This window comes from Microbacterium sp. CFBP 8801 (assembly GCF_014839455.1).
Lineage (GTDB): Bacteria > Actinomycetota > Actinomycetes > Actinomycetales > Microbacteriaceae > Microbacterium.
In genome coordinates this window covers 69,532-94,573 of record NZ_JACYNU010000010.1, presented here as the reverse complement: position 1 = coordinate 94,573, position 25,042 = coordinate 69,532, and the positions used below count along the sequence as shown (strand labels likewise).

The 25,042-nt window shown below is 69.4% G+C and carries 22 protein-coding genes and 1 pseudogene; 20 read left to right on the top strand and 3 right to left on the bottom strand.

Going from position 1 to position 25,042, the window contains the following annotated elements; all coding sequences use genetic code 11:
* The first annotated feature begins 39 nt into the window (after window positions 1-39).
* From IFR11_RS12575 to IFR11_RS16805, 6 genes are all read left to right on the top strand, one after another.
* Window positions 40-1,251 carry an MFS transporter gene (locus IFR11_RS12575; protein WP_342030299.1) on the top strand — a complete coding sequence of 404 codons (1,212 nt, stop codon included), beginning with the start codon at window positions 40-42 and terminating at the stop codon, window positions 1,249-1,251.
* A 125-nt stretch (window positions 1,252-1,376) separates the two neighbouring features.
* On the top strand, window positions 1,377-3,641 hold the full coding sequence (gene treS / locus IFR11_RS12570; protein ID WP_244630765.1) for a maltose alpha-D-glucosyltransferase: 2,265 nt from the start codon (window positions 1,377-1,379) through the stop codon (window positions 3,639-3,641).
* Between the two features lie 35 nt (window positions 3,642-3,676).
* Window positions 3,677-4,228, top strand: coding sequence for a GIY-YIG nuclease family protein (locus tag IFR11_RS12565; protein ID WP_055837781.1), 552 nt, complete (start codon window positions 3,677-3,679; stop codon window positions 4,226-4,228).
* A gap of 92 nt (window positions 4,229-4,320) precedes the next feature.
* Complete coding sequence (locus tag IFR11_RS12560; RefSeq protein ID WP_244630757.1) at window positions 4,321-5,046, top strand: hypothetical protein; 726 nt, start codon at window positions 4,321-4,323, stop codon at window positions 5,044-5,046.
* Window positions 5,047-5,142: 96 nt separating this feature from the next.
* Window positions 5,143-6,750 (top strand): ATP-binding protein, encoded by a 1,608-nt coding sequence (locus IFR11_RS12555; RefSeq protein ID WP_055837778.1) that lies wholly within the window; start codon window positions 5,143-5,145, stop codon window positions 6,748-6,750.
* Entirely contained in the window at window positions 6,747-7,910 is a 1,164-nt protein-coding gene (locus tag IFR11_RS16805) for a diguanylate cyclase domain-containing protein (protein WP_191916364.1), read from the top strand. Before IFR11_RS12555 ends, IFR11_RS16805 begins: the two co-directional genes overlap by 4 nt.
* A gap of 37 nt (window positions 7,911-7,947) precedes the next feature.
* Here the strand turns inward: IFR11_RS16805 and IFR11_RS12545 are convergent, their stop codons facing one another.
* A complete protein-coding gene (locus IFR11_RS12545) occupies window positions 7,948-8,316 on the bottom strand; it encodes a response regulator transcription factor (protein ID WP_055837772.1) in 369 nt (122 codons plus the stop codon).
* A 116-nt stretch (window positions 8,317-8,432) separates the two neighbouring features.
* On the opposite strand from IFR11_RS12545, the gene coaE reads away from it, so the two are divergent.
* From coaE to IFR11_RS12530, 3 genes are all read left to right on the top strand, one after another.
* The gene (coaE, locus tag IFR11_RS12540) at window positions 8,433-9,035 is read left to right on the top strand and encodes a dephospho-CoA kinase (RefSeq protein ID WP_055837770.1); all 603 of its coding nucleotides are present in this window, start codon (window positions 8,433-8,435) and stop codon (window positions 9,033-9,035) included.
* A gap of 78 nt (window positions 9,036-9,113) precedes the next feature.
* Window positions 9,114-11,183 carry an excinuclease ABC subunit UvrB gene (gene uvrB, locus IFR11_RS12535; RefSeq protein ID WP_055837767.1) on the top strand — a complete coding sequence of 690 codons (2,070 nt, stop codon included), beginning with the start codon at window positions 9,114-9,116 and terminating at the stop codon, window positions 11,181-11,183.
* Between the two features lie 114 nt (window positions 11,184-11,297).
* Window positions 11,298-11,720, top strand: coding sequence for a VOC family protein (locus IFR11_RS12530; RefSeq protein WP_191916363.1), 423 nt, complete (start codon window positions 11,298-11,300; stop codon window positions 11,718-11,720).
* A 157-nt stretch (window positions 11,721-11,877) separates the two neighbouring features.
* Here the strand turns inward: IFR11_RS12530 and IFR11_RS12525 are convergent, their stop codons facing one another.
* Window positions 11,878-12,114, bottom strand: coding sequence for a hypothetical protein (locus tag IFR11_RS12525; RefSeq protein WP_055837761.1), 237 nt, complete (start codon window positions 12,112-12,114; stop codon window positions 11,878-11,880).
* 35 nt (window positions 12,115-12,149) lie between these two features.
* Between IFR11_RS12525 and IFR11_RS12520 the strand changes: the two genes are divergently transcribed.
* The 11 genes and pseudogenes from IFR11_RS12520 to IFR11_RS12470 form a co-directional block, all read left to right on the top strand.
* Window positions 12,150-12,578, top strand: coding sequence for a MarR family winged helix-turn-helix transcriptional regulator (locus IFR11_RS12520; protein ID WP_055940067.1), 429 nt, complete (start codon window positions 12,150-12,152; stop codon window positions 12,576-12,578).
* An 83-nt stretch (window positions 12,579-12,661) separates the two neighbouring features.
* Window positions 12,662-15,631: an excinuclease ABC subunit UvrA gene (gene uvrA / locus IFR11_RS12515; RefSeq protein WP_191916362.1), complete on the top strand. Its 2,970-nt coding sequence runs from the start codon at window positions 12,662-12,664 to the stop codon at window positions 15,629-15,631.
* Between the two features lie 21 nt (window positions 15,632-15,652).
* Window positions 15,653-17,578 (top strand): excinuclease ABC subunit UvrC, encoded by a 1,926-nt coding sequence (gene uvrC / locus IFR11_RS12510; RefSeq protein ID WP_191916361.1) that lies wholly within the window; start codon window positions 15,653-15,655, stop codon window positions 17,576-17,578.
* Between the two features lie 30 nt (window positions 17,579-17,608).
* The gene (gene rapZ / locus IFR11_RS12505) at window positions 17,609-18,487 is read left to right on the top strand and encodes an RNase adapter RapZ (RefSeq protein ID WP_055940070.1); all 879 of its coding nucleotides are present in this window, start codon (window positions 17,609-17,611) and stop codon (window positions 18,485-18,487) included.
* 40 nt (window positions 18,488-18,527) lie between these two features.
* Window positions 18,528-19,505 carry a DNA-binding protein WhiA gene (gene whiA, locus IFR11_RS12500; protein WP_055837743.1) on the top strand — a complete coding sequence of 326 codons (978 nt, stop codon included), beginning with the start codon at window positions 18,528-18,530 and terminating at the stop codon, window positions 19,503-19,505.
* Window positions 19,506-19,835: 330 nt separating this feature from the next.
* Entirely contained in the window at window positions 19,836-20,462 is a 627-nt protein-coding gene (locus tag IFR11_RS12495) for a superoxide dismutase (protein WP_055837740.1), read from the top strand.
* 103 nt (window positions 20,463-20,565) lie between these two features.
* Window positions 20,566-21,576 carry a type I glyceraldehyde-3-phosphate dehydrogenase gene (gap, locus tag IFR11_RS12490; RefSeq protein ID WP_055837737.1) on the top strand — a complete coding sequence of 337 codons (1,011 nt, stop codon included), beginning with the start codon at window positions 20,566-20,568 and terminating at the stop codon, window positions 21,574-21,576.
* A 6-nt stretch (window positions 21,577-21,582) separates the two neighbouring features.
* A complete protein-coding gene (locus IFR11_RS12485; protein ID WP_055837734.1) occupies window positions 21,583-22,797 on the top strand; it encodes a phosphoglycerate kinase in 1,215 nt (404 codons plus the stop codon).
* On the top strand, window positions 22,788-23,606 hold the full coding sequence (gene tpiA / locus IFR11_RS12480) for a triose-phosphate isomerase (RefSeq protein WP_055837733.1): 819 nt from the start codon (window positions 22,788-22,790) through the stop codon (window positions 23,604-23,606). The genes IFR11_RS12485 and tpiA overlap by 10 nt, the downstream gene beginning before the upstream one ends.
* 114 nt (window positions 23,607-23,720) lie before the next feature.
* Window positions 23,721-23,969, top strand: a complete 249-nt coding sequence (gene secG / locus IFR11_RS12475; RefSeq protein WP_013586744.1) for a preprotein translocase subunit SecG — start codon at window positions 23,721-23,723, stop codon at window positions 23,967-23,969.
* Window position 23,970: 1 nt separating this feature from the next.
* Window positions 23,971-24,275, top strand: a pseudogene (locus IFR11_RS12470) (RNA polymerase-binding protein RbpA); the annotation flags it as partial.
* Window positions 24,276-24,304: 29 nt separating this feature from the next.
* Here the strand turns inward: IFR11_RS12470 and IFR11_RS12465 are convergent.
* Window positions 24,305-25,027 carry a hypothetical protein gene (locus IFR11_RS12465; protein WP_191916360.1) on the bottom strand — a complete coding sequence of 241 codons (723 nt, stop codon included), beginning with the start codon at window positions 25,025-25,027 and terminating at the stop codon, window positions 24,305-24,307.
* Window positions 25,028-25,042 lie beyond the last annotated feature (15 nt).

Genomic DNA, 25,042 nt, shown 5'->3' with positions numbered 1-25,042 from the left:
GCGCTTCGTCGTACCCGGGGGACTGGCTAGAGTCGAGGGGTGAGCGCGTTCTCGGGGCACGTACCCGGGAGTCGCGACTACCGGATGCTGCTGATCGGTCTGTTCTTCGGCGGCGTCGCGACGTTCGCGCAGCTGTACGCCACCCAAGCGGTGCTTCCTCAGATCGCCGACGACATCGGGTCTGGACCGGCCTCGGCAGCCCTCACGGTTTCTGCGTCGACGCTCGGGCTGGCGGCCGCGGTGCTTCCCTGGTCCTTGGTCGCCGACCGCATCGGTCGGGTGCCCGCGATGGCATCCGGTCTCGTCGTGGCGACCGTGCTCGGGGCGGCGACCCTGCTCGCCGACGACCTCGTCGTGCTGCTGACGCTGCGGCTGCTCGAGGGGGCGGCGCTCGGCGCCGTTCCTGCCGTGGCCTTGGCCTACCTGAGCGAAGAGGTGCATCCTCGACACGTGGCGGCGGCGGCCGGCTCGTACATCGCGGGAACCACCGTGGGCGGCCTGTCGGGCCGGGTGGTGTCGGGTTGGGTCGGCGAGCTCGCCGGATGGCGGTGGGGAGTGGCATCCGTCATTCTTGTCTGCGTCGTGGCGGCGGTGATCTTCCTGGTTCTCATTCCCCGTGCGCGGGGTTTCGTGTCGGGGCGCGATCGCGAAGAGCGCGGACCCACGGTGCGCAGGAGGATCGGCGTCAATCTGCGATCCCCGGTGCAGCGGGCGCTGTACGCGCAGGGCTTCCTGCTCATGGGTGCGTTCGTGGCGGTCTACAACTACCTGGGGTTCCACCTCGCCGCTCCACCCTTCTCGCTGGCGCCCGCCCTGGTCACCCTGCTCTTCCTCGCCTATCTCGCGGGCACGGCGTCATCCCCACGCGCGGGGGCCCTGGCCGTGCGGTACGGGCGGTTCCCCGTGCTGGCGCTCTCGATCGGCGTGATGGCGACGGGGGTCGCGCTGATGGCGGTCCCGGCTCTGGTCGTCGTGGTGGTGGGGTTGATCCTCTTCACCGCGGGCTTCTTCGGCGCGCACGCGGTGGCATCGGGGTGGACGCCCGTCGCAGCCGCGCCCGAGGCGCGCGCGCAGGCGTCGTCTCTGTACTACCTCGGTTACTACGCCGGGTCGAGCGTGTTCGGATGGCTGCTCGGCGTGGTGTTCGGCTCGGTGGGGTGGTTCTGGTTCCTCGTCGTGGTCTTGGCGATGTGCACCGCGGCTCTCGGCGCCGCCCTCGTGTCGCTGCGCGCGGTTCGCCCCTCGCCGTGACCGTCTGAGCCCTTCTCCTATCCGACCCGCCGAGGTCAATGGCCCGGGGCGATGTCGCCGGAACCGGGTAGCGTCGGAGGTCAGACGTGAGGAGGTCGGGAGTGGACGACGCCGACGAGCGGACGATGGATCAGGGTACCGATGGCGAGACGGTGGGAGAGGTGACTGCAGACGACGTGGCCGAGACCGCGTCGGAGATCAGTTACGACGAGCAGAGGTACCCGGCTCGACCCCGCAGGCTCCGCCCGCGGGATCAGTTCCGAGGGGGAACTCTGCGACGGTTCCTGACGGATCCGCGCAACGCGAACGGAATGAACCCCTCGTACGTCGAGTGGCTCGTGCGCCAGTCGATGCTCAAAGACGCCGACGTCCTCAGCCGACAGCTGTCGGGACAGCCGTCCATGTGGCGGAACCCCTACGCTCGCCCCGACGCGCGACGCGCCATCGATTCGACGGACGTGTGGTTCACCGCCTATCCCATCTCGCTGATCACGCGACCGGGGGAATCCTTCCTCGAATCCCTCGGCAACGAGGCGCTCTGGGAGGCCTTCGAGTGGGTGGGCATCAACGGCATCCACACGGGTCCGGTGAAGCGGGCCGGCGGGATCACCGGATGGCAGGAGACCCCCAGCGTCGACGGCCACTTCGACCGCATCAGCACCCAGATCGACCCGGACTTCGGCGATGAGAACGCTTTCCGCCGCGTCGCCGACGTGGCCGACGCACACGGTGGCAGCGTCATCGACGACATCGTGCCCGGCCACACCGGCAAGGGGGCCGACTTCCGGCTCGCCGAGATGGCGTACAAGGACTACCCCGGCATCTACCACATGGTCGAGATTCCCCGGGAGGACTGGGGACTCCTGCCGGAGGTGCCCGCGGGTCGGGACTCGGTCAACCTCGACTCCGACACCGAGCGCGAGCTCAGTGCGCGCGGATACATCATCGGCGAACTGCAGCGGGTCATCTTCTACACGCCGGGCGTGAAAGAGACCAACTGGAGCGCGACCGCCCCGGTGGTCGGCACCGACGGCATGGAGCGCCGGTGGGTCTACCTGCACTACTTCAAAGAGGGCCAGCCGTCGATCAACTGGCTCGACCCCACCTTCGCGGGGATGCGTCTGGTGATCGGCGACGCGCTGCACTCCCTCGGAGACCTGGGCACCAGCGCGCTGCGCCTCGACGCCAACGGGTTCCTCGGCGTCGAGAAGAGCGCGGAGGGTCTTCCGGCCTGGTCGGAGGGGCACCCCCTGTCGCACGCGGCGAACCACATCATCGCCGGCATGGTGCGCAAGGTCGGGGGGTTCACCTTCCAGGAGCTGAACCTCACGATGGAGGACATCCGCGACACCGGTGCGGTGGGTGCCGACCTCTCGTACGACTTCGTCACGCGTCCGGGATACCACCACGCTCTGGCGACGGCGAACACGGAGTTCCTTCGCCTCGCGTTGACCACCGCGCTCGAGACCGGTCTCGAACCGGCGCAGCTCGTGCACGGCATGCAGAACCACGACGAGCTGACGTATGAGCTGGTGCACTGGGCGACCACGCATCGCGACACCCTGTATCCGTTCCGTCACGGCGAGCACACCGGTGGCGAGATCGCCGAGATGGTGCGATCCGAGTTGACCGAGAAGCTGACCGTCGAGGCCGACTACAACCTCGTCTTCACGCAGAACGGCATCGCGTGCACGATGACGTCGCTCATCGCGGCGACGCAGGGCAAGGCGACTCTCGCCGAGATCTCCGAGAGCGACGTGCCGGCGATCCGCGACGCCCACCTGCTGCTGGTGAAGTACAACTCGTGGCAGCCCGGGGTGTTCGCGCTGTCGGGATGGGATCTGACCGGATCCCTGACCCTCCCCGCCGACGATGTGCGACACCTCATCTCGTCGGGCGACACGCGATGGATCGAGCGCGGGGCGCACGACCTGCTCGACGTGGCCCCGGAGGCCTCGTCATCGGCATCCGGGATGCCGCGGGCCCGGTCGCTCTACGGCTCGCTGGGCAGCCAGCAGGACGACCCCGATTCGTTCCTCTCGGGGCTCCGCGACGTGCTGCGGATCCGTCGCGAGAACGGCATCGCCGTCGCCTCGCAGGTCGACATCCCGCAGGTCGGACACCCGAGCATGCTCGTGATGGTGCACCGGCTCGACGGTGGCGACAAGCACCTCGACGAGGCCCCGCTGCAGATCACGGTGCTGAACTTCTCGGGCGAGACGATCGAGGGAACGGTGCGCTCCGAGTGGTTGGTCCCGCAGAGCACCGCCGTCGACGCCGAGACGGGCGACGTGGTGGGTCGCGTCGACGAACTGCAGAGCTTCTCGCTCGAGCTCGGGCCGTACGCCGGGCTCTTCCTGACGCTGGAGGCCCCGGTCGCGGGGGAGTGAGCCCCGATGTCGGGGGCCGGACGTAGCGTGGAGCCGTGTCCGCCCCCGACTGTCTCGCCGATCGCTGCCTCGCGCCCGCCGTCGCCGACGCCCCCGTCTCGCTCTGCGCGTGGCATCTGGCCGTCAGCGCCGAGTGGGCGGCATCCGCCGACGGGGTGACCGATCTGCTCCCGACCCCCTGCATCCTCTGCGGATCGCGTCTGGGGGTGCGGTGGCCGAGTGGGTGGCTGTGCGCCGTGTGCGAATGGCGGCACGGGGATCCGATCGACGGTGAGCTCCCGCCGCCGCGCGTCGACGTCGTCTACTACCTGCGATTCGGCGACCGCATCAAGATCGGCACCTCGGCCCGCCCTCGCAGGCGTCTGGCCGCGATCTGGCACGACGAGCTGCTGGCGTTCGAACTCGGCGATCGTCTGGTCGAACGCCGTCGGCACGCCCAGTTCGCCGACGACCGATTCGACCGGACGGAATGGTTCCGCCGCAGCCCTGTGCTGTCGGCACACGTGGCAGCTCTGGCCGAGGGGGTCGACGACCCCTGGGCGCGATACGCGCGGTGGACGAGCGAGGCTCTCGCCCGACGGGGATGACACCCGGGGAGCCGGGGCGCACGGCACAAGCCCCAGCCCGCTCCAAGCCTCGCCTCCTACCGTGAGCGGACACCACCCGGGAAAGGGATCTGATGGGCTTCCTCGATCGACTGTTCGGCTCCGGCGACACCCCCGAACGGGGCTCCGCCGTGCCACCCGCATCCCGGCAGGCCGCGAGCGGGCTGCGCGACGGCGACGGGCGCTATGCGCCGCCCCCGCCCCAGAGCCCGACCGGGGCGATGTCGAGCCCGGTCGCGGGCCCCGACGCAGGGTCCGACGAGGATCGCCAGGCCGTCGAGCGGTACCGCTACCTTCTGCGCACGGCGCCGCCCGAGACGGTCGAGCAGGTGCACGCCGAGGCGTTCGGCCGGTTGACTCCCGCGCAGCGCCAGCAGGTGCTGCAGGAGATTTCGGCTGGCCTGCCGGCATCGGAGCGTCCGAGCAGCGATAATCCGTCGTCGTTGGCGCGCGCGGCGACCCGCGCCGAGTACACGCAGCCGGGTTTCATGGAGCGCACCTTCGGCGGGCGCTCGTTCGGGGGCGGACCCGGGTTCGGATCGATGCTCGGGGCCTCGATGCTCGGCACCATCGGCGGCTACGTGGTGGGGTCGGCGCTCGTGGGCGCGCTCTTCGATCCCGGCTACGACGCCGGATTCGCCGACGGGGCGTCCGCCGATTCGGCCGTCGCCGACTCCACCGGGGGCGAGGGTGACGCCGGCGCCGTGGACGCCGGCGGGGGCGATTTTGGAGGCGGTGACTTCGGCGGCGACTTCGGCGGCGACTTCGGCGGTGATTTCGGGGGAGACTTCGGCTTCTGAACCGAGCGCTGCGCGACGGGCGCCATTTCTGCGCGCCACGGGTGCCCGCGCCCCACCGAGCCAATGAAAAGGCTATGGTCGAGGCCATGGCGCACCATGAACAGTGAGCGTCTCGGCCTCCGTCGCAGCATCCTGTCGAACCAGTTGCTTCTGTCGGCAGCGACCCTGATCGTTGTCGTGGTGTCGATCGCGCTTGGTCAGGTCGTCTCGGGCCCCTTCTTCGTCGCCGGTGCGGCCGTGATCTTCATCGTCGCCATCGTTAGCGTCCTGGCGCCGTGGCAGCGGATTCCGTGGTGGACCGTCGGTCTCGTGCCCATCGTCGACGTGCTCGCGGTCGCCATGCTGCGTGTGGGCGCTCCCCTCGCCGGAGTGGGTCTGCTCTGGGCCTTCCCCGCGATCTGGGTGGGCATGATCCTCGGCCTGCGCGGCGTGATCGCGTTCACCGCGGTGATCTGCGCGGTCATGGTGCAGCAGTTGGCGACCGACCCCCTGCAACGCTTCAGCGCCTCCACGCTGATCCTTCCCTTCACCCTCGCCGCTCTGGCATCCATGGCGCACTTGACCTCCCGCCGGACCCGCGCCCAACGTGCTCTGCTGGAGAAGCAGTCCACCGAGCTCCGGCGCGCCGTCGACCGGTCGCGCCGACAGGAGGACCTGGTCACCGAGGTGCTGGATGCCGTCGACTTCGGCGTCACGAGCGTGACGCCGACGGGGGAGCTCGTGGTCACGAACACCGCGCACGCGCGCCTGCTCGACCCCGTCGACGCCCTGGGACGCGACCTGGCCGTCTTCGCCGCGGACGGCGCGACGCCCATCGCGCCGCGGGACGCCCCACTGGCCCGCGCGCGCGCCGGCGAAGCCTTCGAGGGCGAGCTCGTCTGGTACGGACAGCCCGGCGAGGGCCGCCGCGCGCTGAGCGTCACCGCGCGGCGTCTCCCCGCTCGAGCGGGCGAGGATGCCGGCGGCATCATCGTGTCGCGCGACGTCACCGTGGAGGAGCAGGCGCGTCGCATCCGGGAGGACTTCGTCGCGAGCGTCTCGCACGAGCTGCGCACCCCGCTGACCTCGATCCTCGGGTACCTCGATCTGGCCCTCGACGACGACACGATCACCGAGGCCACCCGGGAGCGGCTCGAGGTGGCCGAGCGCAATGCGGCACGTCTGTCGGAACTGGTCGCCGACATCCTCGCCCTGTCCACGGCATCGGGAGAGGGCTTCGGGGTCGACCTGGAACGTGCGCCGGCCGATGTCTCGGCCCTGGTCCGCACCGCCATCCACTCGATCATGCCGCGCGCCGTCGAACAGCAGATCCGCCTCGACGGAACGGGGATCGACGACGGAGTCATCGCCGTCGTCGACGCGCACCGGGTGCGGCAGGTGATCGACAACCTGCTCTCCAACGCGGTCAAGTACAACCCGCGCGGCGGAGCGGTGGCCGTCACCGTGACGGCGGATGCCCGATCCGTGACCGTCGTGGTCGCCGACGACGGCCCGGGCATCAGCGTCAGCGAGCAGGCGCGTCTGTTCGAGCGCTTCTTCCGCGGTGACGCCGTGCGCAAGTCCTCGACGCACGGGAGCGGGCTGGGGCTGGCCATCAGCCGCGACATCGTGCGAGCCCACGGCGGCGAGATCACGGTGCGCACCGCACCCGGTGACGGCGCCGCCTTCGCCGTGCGGCTTCCCCGGACCGGAGAAGAGGGGTGAACCTCGACGTGCTGACGCTGCAGGCGGCGGCGTCGCTCGTCATCGTCGTGTCCACCGTCATGTTCCTGCTCGACACCCTCATGTCGCAGGATTCCCCGCCGGGACGATTGTGGGCGGGCGCCTACCTGTCGGGCACGCTGTCGGCCGTCTGCTATCTCGCGTGGATGCTCCTCCCCGACGCCTGGATGGCCGTCGCGCTCGGCAACGGCGCCTTCGTCGCCGCCACCGGTTTCATCTGGCTGGGGTGCGTGTCGTACAACCGGCACGCCATGAGGGCGCCCGCCGTCGTGATGGCGGTGACGGTTTTCATCGTCATCTCGGCCGCGCTCATCGCCGGCCCCGAGGGCGGCGAATGGGCCGGCGCCGTGCCGTACTTCCTCGGCAACGCGCTGTTCGCGATCGCCGGCGCCGTCGAGACGCGGCGCGCCGCCATCGGCCGACGCTGGAGTTCGGGCGGGCTCACCCTGGTGCTGAGCGTGGAAGCGGTCTGGTTCCTCGCCCGCAGCGTGGTCTTCGTCACCGTCGGCCCCGACAGCGACCTGTTCCGCACCGTCTTCGACACCCGCGTGTCCGCACTGCTCACCATGACCCTGGTGATCGCCGCGGTCATCGTCACCTCGGCGTTGCGCGCGAACGAGTCGGCGCTGCGCGGACTGCCCGACATCCGACGGCTCTCCGTCGATCGCGACGGCGTGCTGTTGCGCGAATCGTTCGAAGCCGCTCTGGCCATCACCTGTGCGCGGGCGGAACGGGCGGGCGAGGGCGTGTGCGTCATCGGCATCCGCATCGACGACCTGCGTCGCGTGGTGACCGCCTTCGGACCCGACGAAGGCGAGGGGATCGCCCGCGAGCTCTGGGCGTCGGTCCGCCGCCACGCGCCCACGATGGCGCTGGTGGGGGAGATGGATGCCACGGGGCTGAACGTGGCGTTCACGACCACGCCGACGACCGACGTGCGTCGCGCCGGGCGGGTGCTGCACGCGCGGGTGATCGCCGACCTGGCGGGGGTGGGGGCGTCGGTCGTCCCGGTCGTCGGGGTCGGGATGGCGCTCTCGGACGAGCACGGGCACGACGCCGCGGTCCTGTCCGAGCGGGCCGACGCCGCGGCGGCGCAGGCGGCGCTCACGGGCGATCAGCCGTTCGGCCTCACCGGGCACTGAACGCGGGCGGGCCCGCCCGGGCGTCGCCCGGCGTCGCTCAGCTCGACGCCACGAGCTTCTGGACGAGCTCGCGCAACTCTCGCGGGCGGAAGGGTTTCGTGAGGTAGTCGTCGGCGCCGGCATCGCGGCCCGAGAGCTGCTCGAGTTCGTCGACGCGGGCACTCACCATCAGGATTTTCGTGGAGCTGAACTCGCGGATCCGCCGGGCCGTCTCGAACCCGTCGATGCCGGGCATGCTCACATCGAGCGTGGTCACGGCCGGATCGTAACGTTGGACGAGATCGATCCCGTCGAAGCCGTTCGGGGCCGTGTGCACGACGAAGCCCGCGCTCTCGAGCACCGCGGCGATCAGCGTGCGGATGTCGAGGTCGTCCTCGATCACCACCGTGATGTTCGGGTCGGTCATCGTCGTGCTTCCTCGGTGGGGGCCGGAGAAGATCCCGCCTCTGGACGAATGCTAGACCACGCTCCGCCCGCGGGACGTCTCCGGGCGCGAGGGCCGAGGTATGGCATCCTCGGATCGTGCCTCTTCTCGCGTTGACGGGCGGAATCGCCTCGGGCAAGTCCACCATCTCCGGTTTTCTCGCCGCCAAGGGCGCCGTCGTCGTCGACGCCGACGCGATCGTGCGCGAAGTGCAGGCGCCGGGGACCCCGGTCCTCGACGGCATCGCCGCGGAGTTCGGCCCCGAGGTGCTCCGCGCCGACGGATCGCTGGACCGCGCGGCGCTGGGTGCTCGCGTGTTCGGGCACCCCGATCGACTGGCCGCGTTGAACGCGCTCGTGCATCCCGCGGTGCGGGCGGAGTCGGTCCGGCGCTTCCGCGCGGCGCTCGACGCCGACCCCGAGGCCGTCGTCGTCTACGACGTCCCCCTGCTCGCCGAGGCACGGGCGGGGGACGAGTGGGATCTCGTCGTCGTCGCCCACGCCCCGGCGGCGGTGCGCGTGCGGCGTCTGGTCGAGACCCGGGGGATGAGCGAGGACGATGCGCGTGCGCGGATCGCATCGCAGGTCAGCGACGACGAACGCCTCGCCCTGGCCGATGTGGTCATCGACACCGCTGCCGACCTCGACGCCACGCGCCACCAGGTCGACGAGCTCTGGGCGCGCGTGGCCGAGGCCGGCTGAGGGCGAGCGCGCCGGCGCGCTCGCCCAGGGCGAACGCAACCCGCCCCCGATGTCGGAGGCCCCGCCTACGCTGGAAGCATGCAGGCCACCCGATCCGTTCGCCCCTTCGAGGTCATCAGCGAATACACCCCCTCCGGCGATCAGCCACACGCGATCGCCGACCTCGCCGCGCGCATCAACGCCGGCGAGACCGACGTGGTCCTGCTGGGCGCGACCGGAACCGGCAAGTCGGCCACGACGGCGTGGCTGGTCGAACAGGTGCAGCGCCCCACCCTGGTGCTGGCGCACAACAAGACCCTGGCCGCGCAGCTGGCGAACGAGTTCCGGGAGCTCATGCCCAACAACGCCGTCGAGTACTTCGTGTCGTACTACGACTACTACCAGCCCGAGGCGTACGTCCCGCAGACCGATACGTTCATCGAGAAGGACAGCTCGATCAACGCCGAGGTCGAGCGTCTGCGGCACTCCACCACCAACTCCCTCCTGTCCCGCCGCGACGTCATCGTGGTGTCGACGGTGTCCTGCATCTACGGCCTCGGTGCGCCCGAGGAGTACCTGCGCGCCATGGTCGCGTTGCAGGTGGGGGAGCGCTACGACCGCGATGCGCTGATCCGCAAGTTCATCTCGATGCAGTACAACCGCAACGACGTCGACTTCTCGCGCGGGAACTTCCGCGTGCGCGGCGACACGATCGAGATCATCCCGGTGTATGAGGAGTACGCCATCCGCATCGAGATGTTCGGCGACGAGATCGAGGCGCTGTACACGCTGCACCCGCTCACGGGCGACGTCATCGAGAAGATGGACTCCGTGCCGATCTTCCCGGCCTCGCACTACGTGGCCGGTACCGAGACGGTCCAGCGCGCCATCGGCACCATCGAGCACGAACTCGAGGAGCGACTCAAAGAGTTCGAGTCCCAGGGCAAGCTGCTCGAGGCGCAGCGGCTGCGCATGCGCACGACGTTCGACCTCGAAATGCTGCAGCAGCTGGGCTTCTGCTCCGGGATCGAGAACTACTCGCGTCACATGGACGGCCGCATGCCCGGCGACCCGCCGCACACCCTGCTCGACTTCTTCCCCGACGACTTCCTGCTGGTGATCGACGAGTCGCACGTGACGGTTCCGCAGATCGGGGCCATGTACGAGGGCGACGCCTCGCGAAAGCGCACGCTCGTCGAGCACGGCTTCCGCCTCCCCAGCGCCATGGACAACCGACCGCTCCGCTGGGACGAGTTCAAGGAGCGCATCGGGCAGGCGGTGTACCTCTCGGCCACGCCGGGGCGGTACGAGATGGGGATCGCCGACGGTGTCGTGGAGCAGATCATCCGCCCCACGGGGCTGGTGGATCCCGAGATCATCGTGAAGCCCTCGAAGGGGCAGATCGACGACCTGCTCGAAGAGATCCGGGTGCGTGTCGAACGCGATGAGCGCGTGCTCGTGACGACCCTGACGAAGAAGATGGCAGAGGAGCTCACCGACTTCCTCGGCGAGCACGGGGTGCGCGTGCGCTACCTGCACTCCGACGTCGACACCCTGCGCCGCGTCGAACTGCTCACCGAGCTGCGGGCCGGCGTCTACGACGTGCTGGTGGGCATCAACCTCCTGCGCGAGGGGCTCGACCTTCCCGAGGTCTCCCTGGTGGCGATCCTGGATGCCGACAAAGAGGGGTTCCTGCGCAGTGGCACCTCGCTGATCCAGACGATCGGCCGCGCGGCGCGAAACGTGTCGGGCGAGGTGCACATGTACGCCGACCGCATGACCGACTCGATGCAGAAGGCCATCGAAGAGACCGAGCGCCGCCGGGAGAAGCAGGTCGCCTACAACCTGGAGCACGGGATCGACCCGCAGCCGCTGCGCAAGAAGATCGCCGACATCACCGACGTGCTCAACCGTGAGGCCTCCGACACCAAGAAGCTGCTCGCGCGCACCGACAAGGGGGGCAAGGGCAAGTCGCCGACTCCGTCGCTGCGCCGGACCGGTATCGCCGCCGAGGGTGCCGACCAGCTCGAGTCGACCATCGCCGATCTGACGCAGCAGATGCTCGCGGCCGCGGCGGAGCTGAAGTTCGAGCTCGCCGGCCGACTGCGCGACGAGGTGCAGGACATGAAGAAGGAGCTGCGGGCGATGGAGCGGGCCGGTCACGCCTGACCCGGTGGCAGAACCGTCGCGCAGCCGGGGGAGTCACGAGATGCGGCAGGCGATGACGTTGCAGGCGATGACGTCGCGGGGGATGATGCCACAGGGGATGCCGCAGGAGGGCTCATGCAGCAGAGAGTGTCGCTGATCACGCTGGGCGTGCGCGACCTGGCTCGGTCGCTGGAATTCTACGAGGGCCTCGGGTGGAGACGCCACGCGGATTCCGTCGAGGGTGAGGTGGCGTTCTTCGACACCGGGGGCATGGTGGTGGCGCTCTGGGCCCGCGCGTCGCTCGCCGAGGACTCCGCCGTGGACGACGCCGGGGGATGGGGCGGGATCACACTCGCCCACAACGTCCGGCGAGCCGCCGAGGTCGATGCGATCCTGCACGCCGCCGTTGCCGCCGGTGCACGCCTCGGTCGTGGCGGTGCGCCGACGCCGTGGGGCGGGTACTCGGGTGTGTTCGTCGACCCCGACGGGCATCCGTGGGAGATCGCGGTCAATCCGGGATGGCCCCTCGACGAGAACGGGCGTCCGCGTCTCAGGTGACGGCGCGGCCGGGGTGCGCTGCGCCTCGGCTGAACGCACGGCTGTCATGCGCTGTGTCTCGGATCAACGCGCGGCTGATGAGCGCTGCGCCTCGGCTGGCGTGCGCACGAACCGCGGGCATCGGTCGCGCGCGTGCGTGCGCACGTCCGGGACGTGGTCAGGGGCAGTGCAGCAGGGGCTTCGGGCCGGTGCGGTCGACCGAGTGCTCCGTCATCGCGTGCCCGCAGAGCGGGCAGGGCCGACCGGTCCGAACCGGCTCGGGGGTCGTCTCGTACGGGCCGACCGATGCCGGGCCGGCCACCTTGATGAGGCGCGTGTTGAGGTACTGGTACCAGCCACCGGCTTCGCGCACGCGCTCGCGGAGCGGTGGGCGATCGGCATCCTTTCGTGTCATGATCTTTAGTGTACTAACGAATGGGAAGGTGTGGTGTGGACGATCCCCTGAAGCTCGAGAACCAGGTGTGCTTCGCGCTCGTGACGGCCGCGCGCAACGTGGTGTCGATCTATCGCCCCGTGCTCGAGCCGCTCGGGCTGACGCACCCGCAGTACCTGGTCATGCTCGCGCTGTGGCAGCGCGCCCCGCGATCGCTCGGCGACCTCGCTGCCGAACTCGCCATGGAGCCGGCCACGCTCTCGCCGCTCGTCAAGAGACTCGAGGCGCAGGGGCGCGTCGCGCGTACCCGGCGGGCCACCGACGAGCGCGTGCTCGACATCGACCTGACGGACGAGGGTCGGGCACTGCGCGAACGCGCGCTCGCGGTGCCCGCGCAGATCATGGCGCGCGTCGGCATCGACGAGCGTCAGCTCGTCGCCCTGCGCGATGATCTCGCGCCCTTCGCCGCCTCGCCGCGCGACTGAGAAAGACCCGGCGCGGGCATGCACATCCGTGCGCCGGGTGCGAACCCGGGGCCGATGTCGGAGGCCCGACCTAGACTTAACACGTGCCCATCGTTCCCGTTTCCTCTCCCTCGTCGTCAGCGAACTCCGGCACCAGCGGAAAGCTGAGCGTTCGGGGTGCCCGTGTCCACAACCTGAAGAACGTCGACCTCGACATTCCGCGCGACTCGCTCGTCGTGTTCACGGGGCTGTCCGGTTCGGGAAAGTCGAGCCTCGCGTTCGACACGATCTTCGCCGAGGGCCAGCGACGGTACGTCGAGTCCCTGAGCGCCTACGCACGTCAGTTCCTCGGCCAGGTCGACCGGCCCGACGTCGACTTCATCGAGGGACTCAGCCCGGCGGTCTCGATCGACCAGAAGTCGACCAACCGCAATCCGCGATCCACGGTGGGCACGATCACCGAGATCCACGACTACATGCGTCTGCTGTGGGCGCGCATCGGCGTCCCCCACTGCCCCGACTGCGGCGCGCGCATCCAGCGTCAGACCGTGCAGCAGATCGCCGATCAGCTCATGGAGCTGCCCGAGCGCACGCGGTACCAGATCGTCGCCCCCGTGGTCACGCAGAAGAAGGGTGAGTTCGTCGACCTCTTCAAGGAGCTCAGTGCGAAGGGCTACGCCCGCGCCGTCGTCGACGGTGACCTCGTGCAGCTCGCCGAGCCGCCGACGCTGAAGAAGAGCTACAAGCATGACATCGCCGTCGTCGTCGACCGACTCGTGGCATCCGGAGACAACCTCAGCCGCGTCACCGACTCGGTCGAGACGGCCATGGGCCTGGCCGGTGGCATCATGCAGGTGAACTTCGTCGACGAAGAGGGCGACGACGCCTGGCAGTCGTTCTCCGAGAAGCTCGCGTGCCCCAACGGCCACCCGCTGCAGCTGACCGAGATCGAGCCGCGCACCTTCTCGTTCAACGCCCCGTTCGGCGCCTGCCCGGTGTGCTCCGGCCTCGGCACGCGCATGTCGGTCGACGTCGACCTCATGCTCGGCGACGAAGAGCTGTCGATCCGCGACGGGGCGATCCTCCCGTGGACCACGCAGGGCAAGGGGCTCTTCCAGTACTACGAGCGCCTGCTCGAGGGGCTCGCCCGCGACCTCGACTTCTCGCTCGACACCCCGTGGCGCAAGCTCTCGCACGACGTGCAGCAGGCGGTGCTGCGCGGCGAGAACTACAAGGTCACGGTCAAGTGGAAGAACCGTTACGGCCGTGAGATGCGGTACGCGTCGGGCTTCGAGGGCGTCGTGCCCTACATCGAGCGGCAGTACCTGCAGGCCGAATCCGACACGCAGCGTCAGCGGTGGTCGGAGTACCTGCGCGAGGTCCCCTGCGCCGTCTGCGACGGCGATCGCCTCAAGCCCGAGGTGCTGGCGGTGCTCGTCGACGACACGTCGATCGCCGCGGCCTCGCGCATGAGCCTCGCCGACGCCCGGGAGTTCTTCTCGAAGCTGAAGCTCACGGCCCGTGAGGCCACCATCGCCGCCGCCGTGCTGCGCGAGATCCGCGCCCGCCTCGACTTCCTGCTGCAGGTCGGCCTCAACTACCTCAGCCTCGGCCGGGCGGCCGGAACGCTGTCGGGCGGCGAGGCGCAGCGCATTCGACTGGCCACGCAGATCGGCTCCGGCCTCACCGGCGTGCTCTACGTGCTCGACGAGCCCTCGATCGGTCTGCACCAGCGCGACAACCGCCGCCTGATCCAGACGCTCGAGACGCTGCGCGACCTCGGCAACACCCTCATCGTCGTCGAGCACGACGAAGAGACCATCCACGCGGCCGACTGGGTCGTCGACATCGGTCCCCGGGCCGGCGTCGACGGCGGCAATGTCGTTCACTCCGGCCCCCTCGCCGGGCTCCTGACCGACGAGAACTCCCTCACCGGCGCGTACCTCTCGGGACGCCGCGCGATCGAGGCGCCCAAGAAGCGCCGCAAGATCGACAAGAAGCGTCAGGTGACGGTCGTCGGTGCACGCGAGAACAACCTGCAGAACGTCACGGTCGACTTCCCGCTCGGGGTGCTGACGGCCGTCACCGGCGTCAGCGGCTCGGGCAAGTCGACGCTGGTCAACGGCATCCTGTACGAAGTGCTCGCCTCGAAGCTCAACGGGGCGCGCCGCGTCCCCGGCAAGCACACGCGCGTCACCGGGCTCGACAACCTCGACAAGGTCGTGCACGTCGATCAGGCGCCCATCGGCCGCACCCCGCGCTCGAACCCGGCGACCTACACCGGCGTGTTCGACCGCGTGCGCAGCCTGTTCAGCGAGACGCCCGAGGCGAAGGTGCGCGGCTACCAGGCCGGGCGCTTCAGCTTCAACGTCAAGGGCGGACGCTGCGAGGCCTGCTCGGGCGACGGCACGCTGAAGATCGAGATGAACTTCCTGCCCGACGTGTACGTCGACTGCGAGGTCTGCCACGGCAAGCGGTACAACCGCGACACCCTGTCGGTGCACTACAAGGGCAAGAACATCGCCGAGGTGCTCGAGATGCCGATCGCCGAGGCCGCCGAGTTCTTCGAGCCGATCCAGGCCATCCACCGCTACCTCAAGACGCTCGTCGACGTGGGCCTCGGCTACGTGCGCCTCGGGCAGTCGGCGACGACCCTGTCGGGTGGAGAGGCGCAGCGCGTGAAGCTCGCGACCGAGCTGCAGCGCCGGAGCAACGGTCGGTCGATCTACGTGCTCGACGAGCCCACCACGGGCCTGCACTTCGAAGACGTCTCGCTGCTGCTCAAGGTGCTCAACGGCCTCGTCGACAAGGGCAACACCGTGATCGTCATCGAGCACAACCTCGACGTGATCAAGAGCTCCGACTGGGTGATCGACCTCGGCCCCGAGGGCGGCTCCGGCGGCGGCATGGTCGTCGCGACCGGAACCCCCGAGCAGGTGTCGAAGGTCGAGGCGAGCCACACGGGTGCGTTCCTGGCCGAGCTGCTGGAGTCCGGACGCACGGGGACGCAGCGCAACGCCGCCGCGCTCGACGCCGCACGCGCCGAGCCGGAGCTCGTGAGCGCGGCGGGCTGAGCCGTGGCATCCCGAGAACGGATGTCGCACCTGCCCTATCGTCCGAAAGCCGGCGAGATCCCCACCAACCCGGGGGTCTACCGGTTCCGCGATGCCGAGGGCCGTGTGCTGTACGTCGGCAAGGCCAAGAATCTGCGCGCCCGGTTGTCGAATTACTTCGCGCCCCTGCACTCGCTGCACGAACGCACCCGCCGCATGGTCACGACCGCGGCGAGCGTGGAGTGGACGGTCGTGCCCAGCGACATCGACTCGCTGCAGCTCGAGTTCATGTGGATCAAAGAGTTCGATCCGCCCTTCAACGTGCGCTACCGCGACGACAAGTCGTACCCCTTCATGGCGATCACCCTCGCCGACGAGGCGCCGCGCGTGATCGTGACCCGCAACCCCAAGATCCGCGGGGCGAAGTACTTCGGGCCGTACCCCAAGGTGTGGGCGGTGCACGACACGATCGACCTGATGATCAAGGTCTTCCCGATCCGCACCTGCAGCGATTCGTCGTACAAGAAGGCCATGGCCTCGGGGCGGCCGTGCTTCCCCGGGCAGATCGGCCGCTGCGGCGGACCCTGCTCGATGAAGGTCACCATCGCCGAGCACCGTGCGATGGTCGACGATTTCGTCGCCTTCATGTCGGGCGGCGACCAGCGTTTCGCGCGCGAGCTCACCGCCCGCATGAAAGAGGCGTCGGCGGCGATGGACTACGAGGCCGCCGCCCTCTACCGGGACCGTCTGCAGGCCATCGACGCCGTGCTGGGCAAGAGCGCCCTGGTGCTGGCGCCCGACACCGATGCCGATCTCTTCGGCATCGCCGAAGACGAACTCGCCGCCACCGTGCAGCACTTCGTCGTGCGGGGCGGGCGCGTGCGCGGCGTGCGCGCCACGACGATCGAGAAAGAGATCGACATCTCGGGCGCCGACCTCGTCGACCAGGTGCTGCAGCGCACCTACGGCGATGCGGATGCCGCCGACATCCCGCGCCAGGTGATGGTTCCCGAGCTGCCCGACGACGCCCCGCAGCTCGAGGACTGGCTGCGCGATCGGCGCGGCCGCCCGGTGACGCTGCAGGTCGCCCAGCGCGGGCGCAAGGCCGACCTGCTCAAGACCGCCACCCTCAACGCGCAGCAGGCGTTGATGCTCCACAAGACGCGTCGCACCAGTGACTACGTCGCCCGGTCGCAGGCTCTCACCGACCTGCAGGAGGCGCTCGGCATGACCGAGGCTCCGTTGCGCATCGAGTGCTTCGACATCTCGCACCTGTCGGGGACCAACGTCGTGGCCTCGATGGTGGTCTTCGAAGACGGGCTTCCCCGCAAAGACCAGTACCGCTCGTTCGGGGTCGCCGAGACGACCGACGACACCGACTCGATGTACCAGGTGCTCACGCGACGCGTGGCGTATCTGGACCGACCCGACGAGATCGAGCCCGAGACGATCGACGGCGCGATCGTGACGTCGCCCGACTCCGAAGAGGCGACGGCCGACGGCGATGTCGTGACGGCGCGGAAGCGCCCCCGCTTCGCGTATCGCCCGCAGCTCCTCGTCGTCGACGGCGGCCAGCCCCAGGTCGCGGCCGCGGCACGCGCGCTGGCCGACGCGGGGCACGAGGAGATCGCGCTCTGCGGGATCGCCAAACGTCTCGAGGAGGTGTGGCTGCCGGGGGAGGAGTACCCGGTGATCCTGCCGCGCACCTCCGAGGCCCTGTACCTGCTCCAGCGCCTGCGCGACGAGGCCCACCGGTTCGCGATCGTGCATCAACGCAAGCGCCGCAAGCGCGACATCACGAGCGTGCTCACCGAGGTGCCGGGACTCGGCGACACCCGCATCAAAGCGCTGCTGCGCCACTTCGGGTCGGTCTCGGCGTTGAAGAACGCCACCCCCGACGAGATCACGGAGCTGCCGGGTATCGGGCCGACACTGGCCGAGGCCATCCACACGCACCTGTCTCGGTAGGCTGGACACGACAACGGGAGGCGATCGCCCATGGAACCGGCACGCGACGAGCCAGGCGAGGTGCTGATCGTCACGGGAATGTCCGGCGCGGGGCGGTCGACCGTGGCCAATGCCCTCGAAGACCTCGACTGGTACGTCGTCGACAACCTCCCGCCGCAGATGCTGCGTCCGCTGCTCGAGCTCACCGAGCTCGCCGGCGGGGCGGTTCCGCGCGTCGCGGTGGTCGTCGACGTCCGCGGTCGCAGCCTGTTCAGCGATCTGCCCGAGGCGATGCGCAGTCTGCAGGCGGGCCGTCAGGTGCGCGTCGTGTTCCTCAATGCCAGCGACGCGGTGCTGGTGCGGCGGTTCGAAGCCGTGCGGCGCCCGCACCCGCTGCAGGGCGAGGGCACGATCCTTGACGGCATCCGCCGGGAGCGCGAACGTCTCGCACCCGTGCGGGAGGCCGCCGACGTCGTGATCGACACGTCGTCGCTGAACGTGCACCAGCTGTCGCTGCGCACGGTCGCCCTCTTCGGCGACGAGGGTGCTGCACGCCACACGGTCACCCTCATGAGCTTCGGCTTCAAGTACGGGCTGCCCCCCGACGTCGACCTCGTCGCCGACATGCGCTTCCTGCCCAACCCGTTCTGGAACGAAGACCTGCGCGCTCTCACGGGCGAAGACCCGCGCGTGCGCGAGTACGTGCTCGGGCAGGAGGGGGCGGCGGAGTTCCTCGGCGCGTACGCCGCGGCGTTGAACCCCGTGCTCGAGGGCTACCAGCGCGAGAACAAGCGGCACTCGGTGGTGGCGATCGGCTGCACGGGCGGCAAGCACCGGTCGGTCGTCATGGCCCGTGAACTCGCTGCACGTCTGTCCGATGTGCCCGGGGTGGCCGTCCGTGTGGCTCACCGCGACCTCGGTCGCGAGTAGGCTGTACCGTCGTCCCCGCTGCCCCCACCCGAGGAGAACCGTGCCCCTGACCGCCGACGTGAAGGCCGAGCTCATCACCGTCCGCGACCCGCGCCCGACCGCGCGGATCGCCGAGCTCACCGCCCTCCTGCGCTTCTCCGGTGGTCTGCACTCCATCGCCAACCGCGTCGCCGTCGAGGCCGAACTCGACTCCGACATCCTGGCCCGCCGGGTGGCCCGCGACCTCATGGAGCTGTACGGCGTGCGTCCCGAGCTGCACCACGTGCAGGGGTCGGGCGGACGCACCGGCGGCCACTACGCGGTGCGCGTCATCGAGGCGGGCGAGACACTCGCTCGTCAGACCGGCCTGCTCGACCAGCGCCGTCGCCCCGTGCGGGGCCTCCCCAACAAGCTCACGACGGGATCGCGTCCCGACCTCAGCGCCATCTGGCGCGGTGCGTTCCTGGCGAGCGGCACCCTGAGCGACCCCGGCCGCTCGGCGGCGCTCGAGATCTCGTGCCCGTCGTCGGAGGCCGCGATGGCCCTCGTCGGCGCGGGGCACCGCATCGGCATCCCCGCCAAGGCGCGAGAGGTGCGCGGTGTGCCGCGCGTCGTGGTGCGCGACGGAGAAGCCATTCGGGGTGCCCTGTACGAGATGGGCGCGCGCCGCACCGCGGGGGAGTGGGACCAGATGCGTCAGCGCCGCGAGGTGCGCGCGGGCGTGAACCGTCTCGTCAACTTCGACGACGCCAACCTGCGTCGCTCCGCCCAGGCGGCCGTCGCCGCGTGCGCGCGCGTCGAGCGCGCGCTCGAGATCCTCGGCGACGAGGTTCCCGACCACCTGCAGCAGGCCGGCGCTCTGCGCCTGGCCCACCGCGACGCGAGCCTCGACGAGCTGGGTCACCACGCCGACCCGCCCCTGACCAAAGACGCCGTGGCCGGTCGCATCCGCCGTCTGCTGGCGATGGCCGACAAGAAAGCCGAGGTCGAGGGCATCCCCGGCACCGAGGCCGCGGTTCCGGTCGGCGCCGAGGACTGACTCCCCGAGTCCGGATGCCGCGCGGTCGACGCGCAGGCGGAGTGGTGGGGCCCGCGGAGCGTTCGTGCTCCTCCTATGCGGATCGAGTCGGCGCGCATCGAGCCCGCGTCTACGCCGCCCGTTTCTCGCCGTGTGTGTTCCGGCATCCGAGGCGCTCTCGTCACGCTGAGCGACGCGCCCGGGCGATCTATCCTCCGTCATTCGGGGAAGCAACCCCGTGGCTCGTGCGTTACCCGTCACTAGGATGAAAACGTCACCCTCGCTGCTCGGTTCCTCGGCACGCCTTCCCGGTGAAGAGGCCTCGGCAGCGACCGATCGGAAGTAGAGAACATGGCGACCTACACGCTGCCCGAACTGCCCTACGACTACTCGGCGCTGGAGCCGCACATCAGTGCGACCATCATGGAGCTGCACCACAGCAAGCACCACCAGACCTATGTCAACGGCGCGAACACCACCCTCGAGCTCCTCGCCGACGCGCGCGAGAAGGGCGATTTCGCCAACATCAACCGTCTGCAGAAGGACCTCGCGTTCAACCTCGGCGGTCACACCAACCACTCGATCTTCTGGACGAACCTCTCGCCCCACGGCGGAGACAAGCCCACCGGTGATCTCGAGTCGGCCATCGACGACCAGTTCGGTTCGTTCGACGCGTTCCGCGCGCAGTTCACCGCCGCCGCTCTCGGCGTCCAGGGCTCGGGCTGGGCGGGTCTGTTCTGGGACTCGATCGGTCAGAACCTGCTGATCCAGCAGTTCTTCGACCAGCAGGGCCAGATCGTCGCCGGCACGGTTCCGCTGCTGCTGCTCGACGTGTGGGAGCACGCCTACTACCTCGACTACAAGAACGTCCGCGCCGACTACGTGAAGGCGTTCTGGAACATCGCGAACTGGGCCGACGCCCAGGACCGCTTCGCCGCGGCCCGAGAGAAGACCACGGGTCTGCTGGTACTGTCGTAAACGGTGCGGCGTCCCGGTGGGACACCTCACCGGGACGCCGTTGTCCGCCAGCGAACACCGCAATCACGCGCTTCTCGCGCACAACTGATTCAGGAGATATTCCGTGACCGTCAAGATCGGAATCAACGGCTTCGGCCGTATCGGACGCAACTACCTCCGCGCGGCTCTCGCGCAGGGTGCCGACCTCGAAATCGTGGCGGTGAACGACCTCACCGACAACAAGTCGCTGGCGCACCTCCTCAAGTACGACTCCGTCGGCGGCGTTCTCGCCGAGGACGTCTCGTACACCGCAGACTCCATCACCGTCGGCGACAAGACCATCAAGGTCTTCGAAGAGCGCGACCCGGCGAACCTCCCCTGGGGCGAGCTCGGCGTCGACATCGTCATCGAGTCGACCGGCCGCTTCACCAAGGCCGAAGACGCCAAGAAGCACATCACCGGCGGTGCCAAGAAGGTCCTCATCTCGGCTCCCGCCACGGGTGACGACGCGACCATCGTGATGGGCGTCAACGAAGAGACGTACAACCCCGAGACCGACGTCATCATCTCGAACGCGTCGTGCACCACGAACTGCCTCGCTCCTCTCGCCCAGGTCTTCAACGAGGCCTTCGGTATCGAGCGCGGCTTCATGATGACGGCTCACGCCTACACGGCCGACCAGAACCTGCAGGACGGCCCGCACAGCGACCTGCGTCGTGCCCGCGGTGCAGCGATCAACATCGTTCCCGCCTCGACCGGTGCCGCCAAGGCCATCGGCCTGGTGCTGCCCGAGCTCAACGGCAAGCTCAGCGGCTCGTCGTACCGCGTTCCGGTTCCCACCGGCTCGATCGTCGACCTCACGATCGTCACGCCCACCGAGGGTCTGACCGTCGACCAGGTCAACGAGGTCTACAAGAAGGCCGCTGCCGAGGGTCGCCTCAACGGCATCCTGCAGTACACCGAAGACCCGATCGTCTCGAGCGACATCCAGGGCAACCCGCACTCGTCGATCTTCGACGCCGAGCTGACCAACGTCAGCGGCAACCTCGTCAAGGTCTCGTCGTGGTACGACAACGAGTGGGGCTACTCGAACCGTCTCGTCGACCTCACCGAGTACGTCGCCGAGCGCCTGTAAACCTTCATGGCTCTGCGCACCCTCGATTCGCTGGGGTCGCTCGCCGGCACGCGCGTCATCGTCCGTTGTGATCTCAACGTTCCTCTCAAGGACGGGATCATCACGGACGATGGCCGCGTGCGGGCGTCGCTTCCGACTCTCAACGCACTGATCAACGCCGGCGCGCGTGTGGTCGTGTGCTCGCACCTGGGCCGCCCCGACGGCGCGCCCGACCCGAAGTACTCGCTCGAGCCGGTCGCGCAGCGGCTGTCCGAGCTGCTCGGCCAGCCGGTCGCGTTCGCGCGCGACACGGTCGGCGAGTCGGCTCAGGATGCCGTGGCCTCGCTCGAGAACGGTGAGGTCGCCGTCATCGAGAACCTCCGCTTCAACGCGGGCGAGACCTCGAAGGACGAAGCCGAGCGTCAGGCCTTCGCACGGGAGCTCGCCGGACTCGGCGACGCGCTCGTGTCGGACGGCTTCGGCGTCGTGCACCGCAAGCAGGCGAGCGTCTACGACCTCGCCCAGCTGGTGCCCTCGGCCGCGGGTCTGCTCATCCAGAAAGAGCTCGAGGTCCTCGACCGCCTGACCGAGAACCCGGAGCGTCCGTACACGGTCGTGCTCGGCGGATCGAAGGTCAGTGACAAGCTCGGCGTCATCGAGCACCTGCTGCCCCGCGTCGACAAGCTCCTCGTCGGTGGCGGCATGATGTTCACCTTCCTCGTCGCCGAAGGGCACAAGGTCGGCTCGAGCCTGCTCGAGAAGGACCAGATCGACACCGTGAAGGGCTACCTCGCCACGGCGAAGGAGCGCGGCGTCGAGATCGTCCTCCCGGTCGATGCGGTCGTCGCGGCCTCGTTCTCGGCGGACGCCGAGCACGTGATCGCCGACGCGGACGCGCTCGAGGACACCGACTTCGGCGCCTCGGGTCTCGGTCTCGACATCGGCCCCCGCACGGCGGAGATCTTCGCCGACGCGATCCGCGCCTCGCGCACCGTCTTCTGGAACGGCCCCATGGGCGTGTTCGAGATGGCGGCGTTCGAAGCCGGCACCAAGACGGTCGCTGCCGCTCTCACCGAGGTCGACGGCCTCAGCGTGGTCGGTGGCGGCGACTCGGCCGCGGCCGTGCGTCAACTCGGATTCTCGGATGACGAGTTCGGCCACATCTCCACGGGTGGCGGCGCGAGCCTGGAGTTCCTCGAAGGCAAGAAGCTCCCCGGACTGGAGGTCCTCGGATGGTCGTAATCGACACGGAATCGTCTGCTGCGCAGAACAGGCGAACCCCCCTCATCGCAGGCAACTGGAAGATGAACCTCGACCACCTGCAGGCGGTCGCGTTCGTCCAGAAGCTGCACTGGACGTTGAAGGACGCCCAGCACGACGACAGCAGCGTCGAGGTGGCGGTCTTCCCGCCGTTCACCGACCTGCGTACCGTCCAGACGCTGCTCGACGCCGACAAGATCCCGTTCGCCCTCGGCGGCCAGGATCTGTCGGCACACGACTCCGGTGCGTACACGGGTGAGATCTCGGGCCAGTTCCTGGCCAAGCTCAACGCGCGGTACGTCATCATCGGTCACTCCGAGCGTCGTCAGTTCCACGCCGAGACCGACGAGGTCGTCGCGGCCAAGACGCAGGCGGCTCTGCGCCACGGCGTCGTGCCGGTCATCTGCGTCGGCGAGACCTCGGAGGACCTCGAGAAGTTCGGCGCCAGCGCCGTGCCCGTGGGTCAGCTCGAGGTCGCGCTCGAGGGCGTGGCATCCGATGCCGACATCGTCGTGGCGTACGAGCCGGTCTGGGCCATCGGCTCCGGCCAGGCGGCGACGCCCGACCAGGCGCAGGAGGTCTGCGCGAAGCTCCGCGCCGTCGTCGCCGACAAGCTCGGCGCCGACGCCGCCGCACGCACGCGCGTGCTGTACGGCGGGTCGGTGAAGTCGGGCAACATCGCCGGCTTCATGCGCGAGCCCGATGTGGACGGCGCCCTGGTGGGTGGCGCGAGCCTCGTCGTCGACGAGTTCGCCGCGATCATCCGCTTCCAGAAGCACGTCGGGGTCTGACCCCCGCACCGATGCCCGCGGCGCTTCGCCGCGGGCATCCGTGCGCCCGGCGCGCCTCCCCGTATACTTGACGCTTGTGCGGTCGACTGGGCCGCTCGCGAAAGGCTTTCGACAGTGCAGATTCTCGAGTTCGTCCTGCAGGTGCTCCTGGGAGTCACCAGCCTCCTGCTGACCCTGCTCATCCTGCTCCACAAGGGGCGCGGCGGCGGTCTGTCCGACATGTTCGGCGGCGGCATGAGCTCCGCGCTCGGCTCGTCGGGCCTGGCGGAACGCAACCTCAACCGATTCACGATCGTGCTCGCGCTGGTGTGGTTCGTCACCATCGTCGGCCTCGGTCTGCTGACCAAGTTCGCGGAGATCTGACATGGCGACAGGCGGAAACGCGATCCGGGGTTCACGCGTAGGCGCGGGCCCGATGGGCGAGCAGGACCACGGCTTCCACGCCGACCGCGTGGCCGTGTCGTACTGGGATGCCCTCGGCAACGAGACCGTGCGGTACTTCGCGGCGGGCATCGCCGATGCCGAGATCCCCGAGACCATCGACTCCCCGCACTCCGGCCTTCCCGCCGGTCGCGACAAGAGCAACCCGCCGGCCCTCGCGAAGGCCGAGCCCTACAAGACGCACCTCGCGTACGTGAAAGAGCGTCGCACCGAAGAAGAAGCGGCGTCNTCCGGCCCTTTCGTCTGCGTGCCCGTGGTCACCGCACGGGACTCGCGGTGATGAGCGTGGTCCACGGACCGGCCGGGACGTCGGCGTCATCGACGAACGCCCAGTCCACCCGGTCGTCGTCGCCGTTCAGCTCGGCGAATCCCAGGCACCCGTTGAGGGCGGGCGACACGTCGAGGCCGGCGCCGTTGTAGCGAGCGTTCGCCGGACGGCGGTCGTCGGAACCGAAGACATAGGCGGCGTCGTGGTACTCACCGGGGCCGGCGTCCTGGATCTGCCCGTAACATACGCGCCCGTCGCGATGGAGGACGACCCAGCGGTTCTTCATCAGGCTGACGGTGCGATCGTGGACCGCGTCCGCGTACGGCGCCGTCGAGGCCCAGGGCACGACATCGCCGCGGGCGTCGAAAGCCTCGGGGTCGTTCACGTCGTCGAACGGCAGGTCGAGGTAGAACGGGTTCTCGAGCGGCGTCATCGTGGTGGGGAAGTAGCCGTTCTCCCCGGTGCGCCGCTCGGTCGCGCACGCGCCCCCGTGAGCGACGCCGTCGCATCCCCCGTACGACCCGAGCCAATCGGCGTCGTAGGTCGAGAGCCGCTGGCTCCCGTCCGTGGCGTCGGGGTCGAACACCTCGCCCACCCAGAAGGTCGTCGCCGCGATGTTCGTGTGCCACGGGTAGCCCGTGTCGCGATCGGGCGGTTGACGGGAGGCGGTGCTGCATCCGCCGCCGAGGACGACGGTGAGGAGCAGGAGCACCGCCGCCGTCGTCCT

What these genes read in the sequence shown, in the direction of transcription:
- IFR11_RS12495 (WP_055837740.1), top strand. Translation starts at nt 19,836, where the DNA reads ATGGCGACCTACACGCTGCCCGAACTGCCCTACGACTACTCGGCGCTG.
- rapZ (WP_055940070.1), top strand. Translation starts at nt 17,609, where the DNA reads ATGGAACCGGCACGCGACGAGCCAGGCGAGGTGCTGATCGTCACGGGA.
- IFR11_RS12525 (WP_055837761.1), bottom strand. Translation starts at nt 12,114, where the DNA reads ATGACACGAAAGGATGCCGATCGCCCACCGCTCCGCGAGCGCGTGCGC.
- IFR11_RS12530 (WP_191916363.1), top strand. Translation starts at nt 11,298, where the DNA reads ATGCAGCAGAGAGTGTCGCTGATCACGCTGGGCGTGCGCGACCTGGCT.
- uvrB (WP_055837767.1), top strand. Translation starts at nt 9,114, where the DNA reads ATGCAGGCCACCCGATCCGTTCGCCCCTTCGAGGTCATCAGCGAATAC.
- tpiA (WP_055837733.1), top strand. Translation starts at nt 22,788, where the DNA reads ATGGTCGTAATCGACACGGAATCGTCTGCTGCGCAGAACAGGCGAACC.
- IFR11_RS12485 (WP_055837734.1), top strand. Translation starts at nt 21,583, where the DNA reads ATGGCTCTGCGCACCCTCGATTCGCTGGGGTCGCTCGCCGGCACGCGC.
- treS (WP_244630765.1), top strand. Translation starts at nt 1,377, where the DNA reads ATGGATCAGGGTACCGATGGCGAGACGGTGGGAGAGGTGACTGCAGAC.
- IFR11_RS12545 (WP_055837772.1), bottom strand. Translation starts at nt 8,316, where the DNA reads ATGACCGACCCGAACATCACGGTGGTGATCGAGGACGACCTCGACATC.
- uvrC (WP_191916361.1), top strand. Translation starts at nt 15,653, where the DNA reads ATGTCGCACCTGCCCTATCGTCCGAAAGCCGGCGAGATCCCCACCAAC.
- IFR11_RS12560 (WP_244630757.1), top strand. Translation starts at nt 4,321, where the DNA reads ATGGGCTTCCTCGATCGACTGTTCGGCTCCGGCGACACCCCCGAACGG.
- IFR11_RS12555 (WP_055837778.1), top strand. Translation starts at nt 5,143, where the DNA reads ATGAACAGTGAGCGTCTCGGCCTCCGTCGCAGCATCCTGTCGAACCAG.